Below are 12,500 nucleotides of genomic sequence, written 5' to 3'. Positions count from 1 at the left end.
TCGCCGTGACGGGAGAGTTCGCGCTCGGCGCGTGGCTGCTGTGGGGGGTCGTCCTGTTCTGGATGATCGGGCTCGACGTGATCTACGCGACCCTCGACTACCGATTCGACGTGGTAAACGGCATCAGGAGCATCCCTGTGCGCTTCGGCATCCCCTCGGCCCTGAGGATCGCGGCGGCGAGCCACGCCCTGACCTTCGTCCTGCTGGCCCTCGTCGGGGTGGCGACGGGCGCGAGCTTCTGGTACGGCCTCGCGGTGCTGGTCATGGGCGGCATCCTCTTTTACGAACACCGCATCGTGAATCCGGACGACCTGGGGCGCGTGAACGTGGCCTTTTTCGACGCGAACATGTGGCTCGCCCTCACCATGCTCGCGGGCGTGGTCGCCGACGTGACGTGGCGGAGCCTGACCTGACGCCGCCGCGCGCCCTCGTGCCGGAGACGGTCCGCGCCGCCTTCCAGGAGGGAGACGAGGCGCGCGCCCTGACCCTGCTGCGGCGCGCACGCGACGCCCAGCCGCCCGGTTCACCGGGGTGGGCGGTGCTCGAACGGCTCACGGGACTCGTCCTGATCCACGTGCTGCGGGAGGTGGAGGGCACCTTCGCGCTGGAGCGGGCCGACGCCGTGCTCGACGCGGCGGGGCTCGACCGTCCCACCCTGGCGTGGCTGGAGGACCCCCCGGGCGGCGGTTAGAATGGCGCGGATGCGTGATGCCGCCAGAGCCGCCAGAGGAGGGCGATGACCTTAGAGAGCTCGGAGCTGGAGTTCGCGTCCCGCTACGCTCCCTTCGCCGCCCAGGGACAGCTCTACCCCCAGCGCGAGGGCAGCCCCCTGCTGGAATTCGCGTCGGGGGGCCGCGTCCTGTACCTCTTCGACCGCACCGGCCCCTACCGGGGTCGCCCCGGCCCCGCCCGGGTGGTGGTCCACGGCGTCCTCGACCGCCGGGGCGGCGGGCCGCGCGTGTTGAACGCCGAGGAGGTGGGCCGCGCCCGCGCAACCCTCGCCGTCGTCGGCGTCTCCGAGGTCGAGGGGGTGGGCGAACTCCTGGCCGTCTCCCGGCGCGTGTGGGTGGTGGGCGCCCGATTGCCCCTGGTCCTCGGCGCCTTCGAGGAGTTGCCGGGGGCGGCGGTCGGCGACTGGGTGGCCTTCCGCACCCTGCCGCCCCTCCACGGCTTCCAGCTCTGACCGGGAGGCTTTCCCGGAGACGCCGGGGCCCACCCCTCACCCCCCGATGTGAGGAGGGTGGGGGTTTACTGAGGACGGTGGGAGGAGCATGATGGTTTCGAAGCCCCGATGACCGACCTGCTCTTTCCCCTGCCGGCCCGGCGCCCCGACCCCGGGCGGGCCTGCCTCGTGATGGTCGATCTCGTCGGGAGCACGCGGCTGGCGCACCTGCTGCCGCTGGAGGACTACGCCGCGCTGATGGCCGAGTTCGTGCAGGTGCTCGTGTTGAGTTTCGAGGCGCGGGGGGGGCGGGTCCTCCAGCATCAGGGGGACGCGGTGCTGGGGCTGTGGCCCCACGGGGAGGTCGGGGCGGGGGTCGCCGCCGGGCACGAGTCGCACGAGCGGGCCGCGCGGTTGGGGCTCGCCGCCGCCCTGGGGGTGAGGTTGCAGGTGCGGGCGGGGGTGGCCCTGGGGGCCGTGATCACCGGCCCGGTGGGGGGCCAGCACAGCGCGTACGGCCTGCCCGTCAACTACGCCCGGCGCCTGTGCGACGCCGCCCGCCCCGGGGAGACGCTCGTGTGCGGCGAGGCGGCGGCGGGACTCGGCCACCCCGGCACCCTGGTGGCGCGGCCCCTGCCCCCGCTGGCGGGCTTCGGGCCAGGCTGCCGTGCCTACGCCCTGCGTGAGGTTGGTGCGGGGGCTATGAAAACCGGTTAAGCGCCTGGGCGGCCTTCTCATGAGAACGTTGCCTAGACTGCCGGTATGGAACGCAAGCCCCTGGTCCTCGTCATCGAGGATGAAAAAGACATCGCGCGCTTTATCGAACTCGAACTCGCCGCCGAGGGGTACGCGACCGAAGTGGCCTTCGACGGGGTGACGGGGCTGTCCAAGTTCCGGGAGGTCAACCCCGACCTCGTGATCCTCGACCTGATGCTGCCCGTACTCGACGGGCTGGAGGTCGCCCGGCGCATCCGCAAGACGAGCAACACGCCGATCATCATCCTGACGGCGAAAGACGGCATCCAGGACAAGGTGGAGGGCCTGGACTCGGGCGCCGACGACTACCTGATCAAGCCCTTTTCCATCGAGGAACTGCTCGCCCGCGTCCGCGCGCACCTGCGGCGGGTGAACCCGGCGGTGACGGGCGAGGTGCGGGTCGCCGACCTCGTGATGAACCTCGACGGGCGCGAGATCTTCCGGGGTGGGCGGCGGGTCGAACTCAGCGCCAAGGAATTCGAGCTGCTCGAACTCCTCGCGCGCAATCCCGGCAAGGTCTTTTCCCGCTTCGAGATCGAGGAGAAGGTCTGGCCCGAGTACACGGGCGGCAGCAACGTGGTCGACGTGTATATCGGCTACCTGCGCCGCAAGCTCGAAGAAGGCGGCGAGCGGCGGCTGATCCACACCGTGCGCGGCGTCGGCTACGTGCTGCGCGAGGAGTGAGGGGCGGCGGCAGCGGAGCTAGACTGCCGGACGTGAGGAACCCCCCCGCCACGCCCGGCACCCCCCGGCCCGCGGAGTCGCCATGACGCTGCGCTGGCGGCTGACCCTCTTCTACACGGCGCTGCTCGCGGCGCTGCTGACGGTGGTGGGGTTCGCGGCCCTCTTCCTGATGCGCACGAGCCTGGTGGGGAACCTCGACCGGGAGTTGCAGCGCACCTACCGCAGCTTCACGGACACGGTGAGCCAGCTTCAACTCGGTGTTCCCGGCGAGGGACCCGAGCAGGACGCGGCGGGCAGCCTCTCGCCCCTGCGCTATTTTTTCCCCAACGACGCGATCCAGATCGAGGAGCTGGCCTTTTACGACACGCCGACCCTGCGAACGGCGCTGGACCAGGCGCGCACGCCCCAGGCACGGCGGCAACTGCTCGACTACGTGCGCCGCCTGACCGAGGCCACCCGGCGCCCCCCCATCGGCCTGGACCGTGCGGCGCCCCTGGGGCTGAGCGACGCGGAACTCACCGGGCTGATCGAGTCGCTCGACGCCCAGATCGTGGTCGAGCGGGACATCAAGGAGGCGTACAGCGGACGGGTCACGCCCTACCGCTTCCTGGTCACGCTCGGCCCGGTGCAGCTCAAGCCGAGCGGGTTAAGCGGGCCTCAGGAGACCCTCGCAATCACCTACGTGGGCCGCCCGCTCACCGCCCTCCACGACACCCTCGCCCAACTGCGGCGGGTAATCTTACTTCTCTTTGTCGTGGGGTTGATCACGGCGGGGGCGGGGGCCTACCTGCTCGCCGGGCGGGCGCTCCAGCCGCTGCGGCAGGTGCAGCGTGCCGCCGAGCGCATCGGCGGGCAAAACCTCGGCGAGCGGGTGCCCGAGCCCCAGACGGGAGACGAGGTGGAGTCGCTCGCCGGGGCGCTCAACGCGATGCTGGGCCGGTTGGAGGGGAGTTTCGAGGCGCAGCGCCGGTTTACCAGCGACGCCAGTCACGAGCTGCGCACGCCCGTCACGGCGATCAGCGGGCACGCCTCGTACCTGCTGCGGCGCACCGAGCCCACGCCGCAGCAGCGCGAGAGCCTGAGCATCATCCGCAGCGAGTCCGAGCGGCTCACCAACCTGATCGCCAGCCTGCTGCAACTCGCCCGCTCGGACAGCGGGGCGCTGACCCTGACCCGCCAGCCCGTCCTCTCGGGCCCCTTTCTCGGCGAGGTCACGCGCGAACTCGCGCCCCTCGCCCAGGCGCAGGGCACCGCCTTGACGGCGGGCGGGCAGGACGTGGTGTTCGAGGGCGATCCCGACCGCCTCAAGCAGGTGCTGATCAACCTCGTGGGCAACGCCCTCAAGGCGGGAGCCCGCCACATCACGTTGACGAGCAGCCTCCAGGAGGACGGGCGCGAGGTGCGCCTGAGCGTGGGGGACGACGGCCCCGGCATCGCGCCCGAGCACCTCGCGCGGCTCTTCGACCGCTTCTACCGGGTCGAGGACAGCCGCAGCCGCGACCAGGGCGGGGCCGGGCTGGGTCTGAGCATCGCCAAGGGCATCGTGGACGCGCACGGCGGTCGCATTTGGCTGGAGAGCGAGCTCGGCAGGGGCACCACCGCCCACGTCCAGCTCCCGGTCGGCGACCTCCCCGACCTCGATGACGACGTGCCCTAGAGGGTTCAGTGTGCGGCGGCGACGGCCCGCACCACCTCGTCTTGCAACGCGCGCAGGGTGAGGATCGGGGCATCCCCCGGCCCGTTCATCAGCACGGCGAAGGCGAGGGTGTGCCCGCTCGCGCCCGTCACGTACCCGGCGAGCGCGCTCACCCCGGGGAGGGTGCCCGTCTTCGCCCGCACGTCGAGGCCCGAGCCCACCAGCCGCCGCGCGAGGGTGCCGCCGCGCCCGTCGTGCTCCGGGACATTCTCGCCCGTCCCCGCCTGGGGCAGCGCCTCGGCGAGGGCGTTGCGGCGCCCCCGGTAGGTCTGCGCGGGCAGCTCGGCGCGCGGCGGGGAGGTGGGATAGGGGAGGTCGTGCGCCGCGCGCAGCAGGTCCACCAGCGCGCGGGCGGTGAGGCGGTTTTCCCGGCTCAGGCCGCTGCCGTCGGCGAGGTGCACGCCCGTGAGGTCCACCCCGCCTTGGCGCAGGGCCGAGCGTTCCCGCGCGAGGGCGCCGGGGAGCGTGCCGTTTCCCCGTGGCCGAGCCGCGAGGGTGGCGAGGAGTTCCTCCGAGCGCAGGTTGTCGCTGGGCCGCAGGGTGGCGGCGAGCACCCCGGTCGGCGAGGGGCTGCGCACGCTGGCGACCCCCTGCTCGGGCCGCCGGGCCACCGGCACGAACGGGTCGGGCGGGAGGCGGCGGCCCCGCTCGTCCACCCGGGAGGGAGGCAGGAAGGGGATGAAGGGTGGGGCCGTCCCCACGCGCTCCGAACTCACCCGCACCCCGGCCCGCCGCAGTTCCCGGATCAGGGCCGCGCCCGCCCGCCGCCGCGCCTCTCCCGCCGACGTGGGGGGGGCGGCGTGCCAGTCCGAGAGGCGCACGGGGGTCATGGGGACGCCCAGGACCAGACCGTTCCACGTCGCGGCGTCGAGCGTGTGCTCATCGAGCCGCACCTCCCCGACCTCGCGCACCCCGCGCGCGTGGGCCTGCCGGGCGAGGGCGCGCAGGCTGTTGGGGCCGTCCGCCACGCCGAGGGTGGGGTCTGCCCCCCCTCGCAGGGTGAGGTGGGAGACGCGGGCCCGCCCGACCTCGGCGGCGGGGACGGTGAGTTCCGTGCTCCACCACCCGCCCGCGCCCCCCCGGTCGAGCAGGACCGACAGTGCCGTGACGAGCTTGACGGTGCTCGCCGGGATGAGGGAAAGGTCGGCCTCCCGCGCCTCCAGTTCCGCGCCCGTCGTCAGGTCGCGCACGAGCAGGCCGACCTGGACCCCGCGCGGGGCCCCCGCCAGCACCCGCCGCACCTCCGCGCCCCTGCCCGGTTCGCGGACGAGCCCCAGCACCGGGGTAAGCCCCGGCGCCTGCGCCGCCGACCCGGGGGCCAGGAGCGCCAGACATAGGGGGAGAACTCGCCGCACGCCGGCAGGATAGCGGGCAGACTGGAGGGGCGTGACCCGAGCAGACCTCACCGGCGACGTCTTGCACTGCCCCCGCTGCGGGCGGGCCTACCGCTTCACGCGCACGCCGGGGGGCCACGCCGTCCGCGTCCGCGAGAAACGCTGGCCCTGGAACCGTGAGGCGACGTGGCAGGCGTGGGGCGAGTGGACCGAGCCGCTGGGGAAGTTCCGTTGCCGCTGCGGGTCGGGATTGACCGTGAGGTGAGGCCGGGGAGAGGGGGCGCCGCCCTGGCTGCCTCCTGCGGACCCTTCGCGGCCTCGCTACACGAAGGGGAGAGAAGATTCCGTGGCCCCAGGCCTTACCCCTTGGGCAGCGCGAGCCCCATCTGCTGGTACATCTGATACTGGGGCGCCCCGCCGAGCATGTTCTGGCCGCCGTCCACCGGGAGGATCACGCCCGTCACGTAACTGGCCGCGTCGGACACCAGGAAGAGGGCCGCGTTGGCGATGTCCTGGGGCAGCCCGAAGCGGCCCAGGGGCACGGTGCGGGTGAACTGCTCCCGCGTCTTCTCGTCGGGGGCGAGGCGGGCCATCCCCTCGGTGCCGTCGATGGGGCCGGGGATGATCGCGTTTACCCGCACGCCGCGCAGGCCCCACTCGACGGCCAGAGTCTGCGTCAGCGCGTCCACCCCCGCCTTCGCGGCGACGACGTGCGCCTGCATGGGCACGGGCACCCCGTAGGCGCTGATCGAGAGGATGTTGCCCCCCGGCACCCTCAGGTGCGGCGCGCACGCCTTGATGGTGTTGTAGGTGCCCAGCAGGTCGATGTCCACGACCGTCTTGAAGCCGTTCGGGCTGATGCCGTCCACCGGGGCCGGGAAGTTCCCCGCCGCCCCCGCGAGCACGATGTCGAGCGGCCCGAACGCCTCCACCCCGGCCTGCGCGGCGGCCTGAAGCGCCGCGAAGTCGCGCACGTCCGCCGAGACGCCGAGGGCCCGTCCGCCCGCCTCCCCGATGCTCCGGGCAGCATTCTGCGCTTTTTCGAGATTGCGCCCGAGGATCGTCACGGCGCACCCGTGGCCGGCAAAAGAACGCGCGATGCCGAGGTTGATACCGCTGCCGCCCCCGGTGATCAGGGCGTGCTTGCCGTTCAGGAGGTCGGGGCGGAAGGTGGTGGAGGGGTCGTGGGGCTGGGTCATGGTGGGCTCCTTGGGGGCAGGCGGGAGGAGGTCAGGCTTTCTTGAGGGCGCTCAGCATCGCGTCTGCCGTCATGTGCCGCGCGTTCCACTCCACGGCGGCGGCGAGGCTCTCGGCGTGGGGAAGGCCGTCTTGCAGGGTGCGCTTCGTGCCCTCCAGTGCCCGGGGCGGCAGGGAGGCGAGGTGCGCGGCGAGACTTTGCGCGCGGGCGTACAGCGCCTCCGCCCCCTCCAGCACCTCGGTGACGAGGCCCCAGCGTTCGGCGGCCTGCGCGTCGATGGGTTCCCCGGTCAGCGCGAGGTGGGCCGCCCGGCCCCGCCCGATCAGGTGCGGCAGCCGCTGAAGGCCCCCCAGGTCGGCGGTGATGCCGAGTTTGACCTCCGGCAGGCTGAAGCGGGCAGAGGCGCTGCACAGCCGCAGGTCGCAGGCGGCGGCGAGTTCCAGCCCCGCCCCGATGCACCAGCCGTCGATGGCGGCAATGACGGGCACGGGCAGCGTCGCGAGCCCCTCGATGGCCGCGTGCATCTCGTCCACCACGGCCCTGAACTTCTCGGGATTCCCGAGCGCGGGACCGATCACGGGCGCGGTCGCCGCCACGTCCAGGCCCACGCTGAAGTGCCGCTCGCCCCGCACGACCAGCACCCGCGCGTCCCCGAGGTCGCCGAGCGCCCGGGGCACGTCGCGCCACGTCGCCGGGCCGAAGGCGCCCTTGGGGTGGGCGAGGGTCAGGGTCGCCACCTCCCCCTCGTGGGAGAGCCGCACGCTGTCGTAGGTCATGAACGGAGTGTACCCGGTTCAAAAAGAGAGGAGGGCCGACGGGTCGCTTCGCTCTCTGCGCCAGACTGCCCTCCATGCGAACGGTCGTGGCAGGCATTCTGGAACGTGAGGGGCCGGGCGGGGTGCGGCAGGTGCTCGTGGGGGCGCGGTCCTCCCCGGCGTGGGCGGCGGGGCAGTGGGAGTTCCCGGGCGGCAAGGTGGAGGGGGGCGAGACCCCGCAGGAGGCTCTGGCCCGCGAGTGGCGCGAGGAACTCGGGGCCGAGGTGGAGGCGGGCGAGGAGGTCTACCGCTCGCACCTCGACACGCCGGTAGGGGCCTTCACGCTCGTGGCGCTGCGGGTGCGCCTGCTGTCCGACGAACCGAGGCCGTTGGAGCACCGGGCGCTCGCGTGGGTGGCCCCCACCGACCTGACCCGGTTGCGGCTGCTGGCGAGCAACGTGCCCATCGCGCGGGCGCTGACCACGGCGGGGTAGGGTCTGTCCGTGGCTCAGCCTGTTCGGGGCAACCAGCGGGCCTGCCGGAGCATCGCCGCCGAGCGGGAGGCGAAGGGCAGGCCGCAGGCCGCCACCTCGCGCGCCACGGCCTCGCTGTCGTAGGCCACGCGGCGGTGGTCGAGGGTCCAGCCTCCCCCGCGCCAGGTGGCGACCGCGTAGGCCGCGCGCCGGTCGCCGTCGAAGGGGAAGCCGACGGACCCGACCGAGGCGAGGGCCTGCCCGCCGAGCCCTCGCCACGAGGCGTAGTGGATGTGGCCGAAGACACCGAGCCCGGCGTGGCTGCCGCGAAACATGGCCCGCAATTCCCCGTCGGCACAGGCGCGCGTGAACGTCGTGCCCAGGGGGTGAGGTTCGAGGAGGGGCAGATCGAAGGAACTGCGGGGCGAGGCGTGCATGAGCAGCAGGTCCCGGGTGCCGCCCTCCGCCTGAGCCGAATCCAGTCCCCCCGGTGCCCGGCGGAGGGTCAGGGGCAGCCGCGCCAGGAACAGCAGCTCCTCGGGGGAGAGCCGCTCCCTGGCCCACGCCGCCACGGGATCGGCCCCGGCCAGGACCTCCAGGTCGGTGTTGCCGATGACGGCGCGGCAGCCGAGCTCTCTCAGCAGCGCCAGGCATTCGGCGGGCCAGGGACCGTTCATCACGGCGTCGCCCAGAAACACCACCTCATCGCAGGCCCGGACCTCGGGCTCAGCCAGCACGGCCTCCAGGGCGGCGAGGTTGCCGTGAACGTCCGCGAGCAGGGCGACCGCCGTCACGCGCGGGCCTCCTCTCACCCCACCCGCTCGGCCCCGAACACCCGCGAGGGCCGCACGAATTCCTCCTGAGCGGCGACGAGCTGAATCTCGCGCGTGCCCGCCCGGTGGGTGAGGTCGAGCACGCCGTACAGGGCGCTCATGCTCAGGGCGAGGGCCTCGCCCGCGTCCCCACTCTGGAGGTAGTGCCCGAAAAACAGCGCGGCGATGGCGTCCCCGGTGCCGTTGCGCGGCGGATCGAGGGGCAGCAGCGGCGTGCGGCACAGCCAGGCGCCGTCTTCCGTCACGGCCAGCGTCTCGATCACGTCCTCCGGCGCGTCCCCCCGCACGAGGCTGGTCACGACCACGATGCGCGGCCCGCCCCCCCGCAGCCTCGTCCGCAGGGTGCGGGCGGCGTCCAGCGCCTCTTCCAGGGTCGTCACCCGCTGGCCGGTCAGGAGTTCGAGTTCGAACTGGTTGGGCGTCACCACGTCGGCCTCGGGGATCGCCTGCTCGCGGATGAGGTCGGGGAGTTCGGGGCGCACGAACACGCCGCGGCCCACGTCGCCCATCACGGGGTCGCAGCAGTACAGGGCCGCCGGGTTGGCCGCCCGCACCCGCCGGACGGCGCCCACGACCGCGCCCACCGTGCCCTCGGAGCCCATGTAGCCGCTCAGGACGGCGTGGCACTCCGGCAGGGCCCCGCGCGCCTCGATGCCGTCGATGATCTGGGCGACGTGCTCGGGGGGGAAGACGGTGCCCGTCCAGGCGCCGTAGCCGGTGTGGTTGGAAAACTGCACCGTGTGGATGGCCCAGACTTCGAAGCCGAGGCGTTGCAGGGGGAAGACGGCGGCGGCGTTTCCGACGTGGCCGTAGCTCACCCACGACTGGATGCTCAGGAGGTTGAGGGGGCGGGGCGGGGTGGGGGCGGTCATGGGGTTGAGGATAGCCTCTGCCCTCCCGGGAGGGGCTTCGGTGGGCTGGGCATCGTGCCACGGCTTACCCCCACCCCCCAGCCCCCTGCCCCCAGAGGGGGCAGGGGGAGCGGCGCTGCGCTAGGCAAGGGCACACGGATGGCGCGGGGGGTCGGGTCTTTCCGAACGCAAGGTTTGATCTTGTCGCGTCCCATCTGCGGGCCCACCGTCTCGCTGCGCGAGCCGACGTGGTGGTGGGCCAGGAGCGTTGAGTCACAGGCACTCATCGGGCATCCGGATTGACGGTTTAAAAAGGCAAAAGCCCTTGCTCTTTTAGCTCCTCCCCCTTGAGGGGGGAGGCTGGGAGGGGGTGAACCGAAACCTCCCCCCGCGCCCCTCCTCGCCCAACACAACCTTTCAGCCGTGAGACACCTCACACCACGAGCGTCCCTCCTTACCCTTCCCCGTGCACGTACCGGCGCCGGATCAGCCGCCGCACGATCCAGTCCCCCACCCCGGGCAGGGCGTGGTCGAGGAAGGCGAGGGGGCGGTAGAGACGCGGGACGATGACCTCGCGCTGTGGGCGTTCCAGCACGTCGGCGACGGCGCGGGCGACGACCTCGGGGCCGGGCATGGGGAGGCGGGCGGCGCGGGTCATCTCGCTGCGGACAAAGCCGGGGGCGATCAGGCTGACGGTGACGCCCGTGCCGAGGAGTTCGCGGCGCAGGGCGAGCGAGAAGCCGCGCAGGCCGAATTTGCTCGCCGAGTAGATGCCGTTCGTGGCCGCCCGCCCCGCCACCGAGCCGATGTTGACGATGTGACCCGAGCCCCGGGCGCGCATCTCGGGCAGCACCAGCCGGGTGAGTTCGACGGGGGATTCCAGGTTCACCCGCAGCACCCGCAGGGGGTCGGGGTCGTCCCACCACCAGCCGCGCTCGACGGTGACGCCCGCGTTGTTGACGAGCACGTCCACCTGGCCGAACTGCCCCCGCGCCGTCTCGATCAGCGCGCGGCGGGAGGCAGCGTCGGTCACGTCGGTGGGCACGGCGAGGACGCGCGAGCCGCTGGGGTCGAGTTCGCGCGCCAGGGCCGCCAGAGCGTCCGCCCGCCGCGCCGCGAGGACGAGCGTGTGCCCGCGCCGGGCGAGTTCCTCCGCCGTCGCCCGCCCGATGCCGCTCGACGCGCCCGTCAGGAGGACGACTTGCCGTTTTGTCTGGGTCGAGGTCATGGGAGGATGCTACGCGGTGGGCGGGCCCGGGGCCCCCGTTGTCCCCTCCCGGGAGCCATCCCGCTCTCAGTCACGGGTCAGCGCCGCGCGCCAGACTGGGCGGGTGAGCCTTCTGCGTTCCCTGCTCCTGACGGGCGCCCTCGCGGGCATGGCCGCCGCCGCGCCGCGGGTCGTCCCCATCCCCGCCCTGCCCCTGTCCGCTCCGGCGGCCCTCCCGGAACTCCAACCCCTCCCCACCCCGGCGCAGGCGACCCCCCCGCTCCTGCCGCCGACCGCCCCGCCCGCGACCACCCCGCTCGTCCCTACCCTCTATCGACCGTCCGACCCGCTCTTCGCGCGGCAGTGGAACCTGGAGGCGATCCGGGCGCCGGGCGCGTGGGCGCTGCTGGGCGGGAGGCGCGGCGCCCCGGTCACGGTCGCGGTGCTCGACACGGGCTTCGTGAACAGTCCCGAACTCGCGGGGAGGGTGGTCAACGGCTACGACTTCGTGTCCAACCCCGCGCGCTCCGGAGACGGTGGCGGGCGCGACCGGGACGCGAGCGGGGTGGGCCCGTTCGCCTATCACGCCGAGGTCGTCGCCAACCTGATCGCGGCGGCGCACGACGGGCGGGGCATGGCGGGCATCAACCCGCAGGCCCGCGTGGTGCACGTGCGGGTGGCGGGGGGGGACGGCCTCATCGACCCCCAGGACCTCGCGGACGCCCTGCGCTGGGCGGCGGGCCTCCCCGTGCCCGGAGCTCCGGCCAACCCCAACCCGGCGCGGGTGCTCAACCTCAGCCTCTTCGCGGACTTCATCCCGCTGAGCGGCTGCGACGCCCGCGTCCAGGCGGCCCTCGATGCCGTCACCGCCCGGGGGACGCTCGTGGTGGCGGGGGCGGCGAACGACGGGGCGGACGCGCGCGGCTACACGCCCGCCGGGTGCCGGAACGTCCTGACGGTGACGAGCGTGACCGCGGCGGGACAGCGCCCGGCCTACGCGAACTGGGGCGCGAGCGTCGCCCTCGCCGCCCCCGGCGGGGAGCCCGGCCACGGGGTCGTGGCGAGCAGCGTCAGCGGCCCGGGGGGCGAGCGCGATCCCGACGGCACGAGCTTCGCGGCTCCCCACGCGGCGGGCGTCGCCAGCCTCCTTTTCGGCCTGAAGCCCACTTTCCCCCCAGCCCAGGTGCGCGACGTTCTCGCCCGCCCCGCCCCCCCTTTTCCCGGCGGGCGCTGCGACCGCCTCGACCCCCGCAAGACCTGCGGCGTGGGCACCCTCAACGCCGAGGCGGCGGTGCGCTCCTCGCTGGCGGCGGCGAGGGGGCGCTAGGGTCTGTCTGGGTGAATTTGGGAGGATGGGGGGATGGGACGGACAGATTTAACCGAGCAGCAGTGGGCTCAACTTCGCCCACTGCTGCCCCCACACTCCAAGCGAGGACACGCCTACAAGGACCACCGCGTCGTCCTGAACGGCATCATCTGGCGCCAGAAGACCGGCGCACCCTGGCGGGACATTCCTGAGCGGTACGGGTCATGGCATACCTGCCATGACCG

Annotated in this window: 16 protein-coding genes (1 of these 16 running past the window's edge); 10 read left to right on the top strand and 6 right to left on the bottom strand. The window is 73.2% G+C overall.

Translation table 11 applies throughout. The features are described from left to right. From mqnP to A7B18_RS20160, 6 genes are all read left to right on the top strand, one after another. Positions 1-413: the final stretch of a menaquinone biosynthesis prenyltransferase MqnP gene (gene mqnP, locus A7B18_RS20185; RefSeq protein ID WP_180970274.1), read on the top strand. The gene continues 472 nt to the left of window position 1, outside the view; 413 of the gene's 885 nt are visible here — the last part of the coding sequence; the start codon falls outside the window, past its left edge; the stop codon is at positions 411-413. Beyond that, positions 395-691, top strand: a complete 297-nt coding sequence (locus A7B18_RS20180) for a hypothetical protein (RefSeq protein WP_102128473.1) — start codon at positions 395-397, stop codon at positions 689-691. Before mqnP ends, A7B18_RS20180 begins: the two co-directional genes overlap by 19 nt. Positions 692-736: 45 nt before the next feature. Continuing rightward, positions 737-1,183 carry a hypothetical protein gene (locus A7B18_RS20175; RefSeq protein ID WP_102128472.1) on the top strand — a complete coding sequence of 149 codons (447 nt, stop codon included), beginning with the start codon at positions 737-739 and terminating at the stop codon, positions 1,181-1,183. A gap of 108 nt (positions 1,184-1,291) precedes the next feature. Continuing rightward, a complete protein-coding gene (locus A7B18_RS20170; protein WP_102128471.1) occupies positions 1,292-1,879 on the top strand; it encodes an adenylate/guanylate cyclase domain-containing protein in 588 nt (195 codons plus the stop codon). A 45-nt stretch (positions 1,880-1,924) separates the two neighbouring features. Further along, positions 1,925-2,602, top strand: coding sequence for a response regulator transcription factor (locus A7B18_RS20165; protein ID WP_010887388.1), 678 nt, complete (start codon positions 1,925-1,927; stop codon positions 2,600-2,602). 82 nt (positions 2,603-2,684) lie between these two features. After that, positions 2,685-4,259 (top strand): sensor histidine kinase, encoded by a 1,575-nt coding sequence (locus A7B18_RS20160; protein ID WP_102128470.1) that lies wholly within the window; start codon positions 2,685-2,687, stop codon positions 4,257-4,259. 5 nt (positions 4,260-4,264) lie between these two features. Here A7B18_RS20160 and A7B18_RS20155 read toward each other — a convergent pair whose 3' ends face one another. Beyond that, a complete protein-coding gene (locus A7B18_RS20155) occupies positions 4,265-5,653 on the bottom strand; it encodes a D-alanyl-D-alanine carboxypeptidase/D-alanyl-D-alanine-endopeptidase (protein WP_102128469.1) in 1,389 nt (462 codons plus the stop codon). A gap of 31 nt (positions 5,654-5,684) precedes the next feature. Here A7B18_RS20155 and A7B18_RS21645 point away from each other — a divergent pair, with 31 nt between their 5' ends. Further along, complete coding sequence (locus A7B18_RS21645) at positions 5,685-5,897, top strand: hypothetical protein (protein ID WP_146009624.1); 213 nt, start codon at positions 5,685-5,687, stop codon at positions 5,895-5,897. Positions 5,898-5,991: 94 nt separating this feature from the next. Here the strand turns inward: A7B18_RS21645 and A7B18_RS20150 are convergent, their stop codons facing one another. Beyond that, the gene (locus A7B18_RS20150) at positions 5,992-6,831 is read right to left on the bottom strand and encodes an SDR family oxidoreductase (RefSeq protein ID WP_102128468.1); all 840 of its coding nucleotides are present in this window, start codon (positions 6,829-6,831) and stop codon (positions 5,992-5,994) included. A 31-nt stretch (positions 6,832-6,862) separates the two neighbouring features. Continuing rightward, on the bottom strand, positions 6,863-7,606 hold the full coding sequence (locus tag A7B18_RS20145; protein WP_102128467.1) for an enoyl-CoA hydratase/isomerase family protein: 744 nt from the start codon (positions 7,604-7,606) through the stop codon (positions 6,863-6,865). Between the two features lie 74 nt (positions 7,607-7,680). Here A7B18_RS20145 and A7B18_RS20140 point away from each other — a divergent pair, with 74 nt between their 5' ends. Beyond that, positions 7,681-8,079, top strand: a complete 399-nt coding sequence (locus tag A7B18_RS20140) for a (deoxy)nucleoside triphosphate pyrophosphohydrolase (RefSeq protein ID WP_102128466.1) — start codon at positions 7,681-7,683, stop codon at positions 8,077-8,079. Between the two features lie 14 nt (positions 8,080-8,093). Here A7B18_RS20140 and A7B18_RS20135 read toward each other — a convergent pair whose 3' ends face one another. The 3 genes from A7B18_RS20135 to A7B18_RS20125 form a co-directional block, all read right to left on the bottom strand. Then, the gene (locus A7B18_RS20135) at positions 8,094-8,852 is read right to left on the bottom strand and encodes a metallophosphoesterase family protein (RefSeq protein ID WP_180970273.1); all 759 of its coding nucleotides are present in this window, start codon (positions 8,850-8,852) and stop codon (positions 8,094-8,096) included. A gap of 14 nt (positions 8,853-8,866) precedes the next feature. Beyond that, on the bottom strand, positions 8,867-9,763 hold the full coding sequence (pdxY, locus tag A7B18_RS20130; protein ID WP_102128464.1) for a pyridoxal kinase PdxY: 897 nt from the start codon (positions 9,761-9,763) through the stop codon (positions 8,867-8,869). 433 nt (positions 9,764-10,196) lie between these two features. After that, entirely contained in the window at positions 10,197-10,970 is a 774-nt protein-coding gene (locus tag A7B18_RS20125; RefSeq protein WP_102128463.1) for an SDR family NAD(P)-dependent oxidoreductase, read from the bottom strand. A 148-nt stretch (positions 10,971-11,118) separates the two neighbouring features. On the opposite strand from A7B18_RS20125, the gene A7B18_RS20120 reads away from it, so the two are divergent. Continuing rightward, the gene (locus tag A7B18_RS20120; RefSeq protein ID WP_102128475.1) at positions 11,119-12,276 is read left to right on the top strand and encodes a S8 family serine peptidase; all 1,158 of its coding nucleotides are present in this window, start codon (positions 11,119-11,121) and stop codon (positions 12,274-12,276) included. 33 nt (positions 12,277-12,309) lie between these two features. Beyond that, positions 12,310-12,500, top strand: a 191-nt coding sequence (locus tag A7B18_RS20115) for a transposase (RefSeq protein ID WP_146009623.1), incomplete at its 3' end; no start/stop codon positions are given.

It is taken from the genome of Deinococcus planocerae (assembly GCF_002869765.1).
In the GTDB taxonomy this organism is placed as follows: Bacteria; Deinococcota; Deinococci; order Deinococcales; family Deinococcaceae; genus Deinococcus; species Deinococcus planocerae.
Note: the sequence above shows the minus strand (reverse complement) of the source record. Positions and strands in the feature narration are given on the sequence as shown.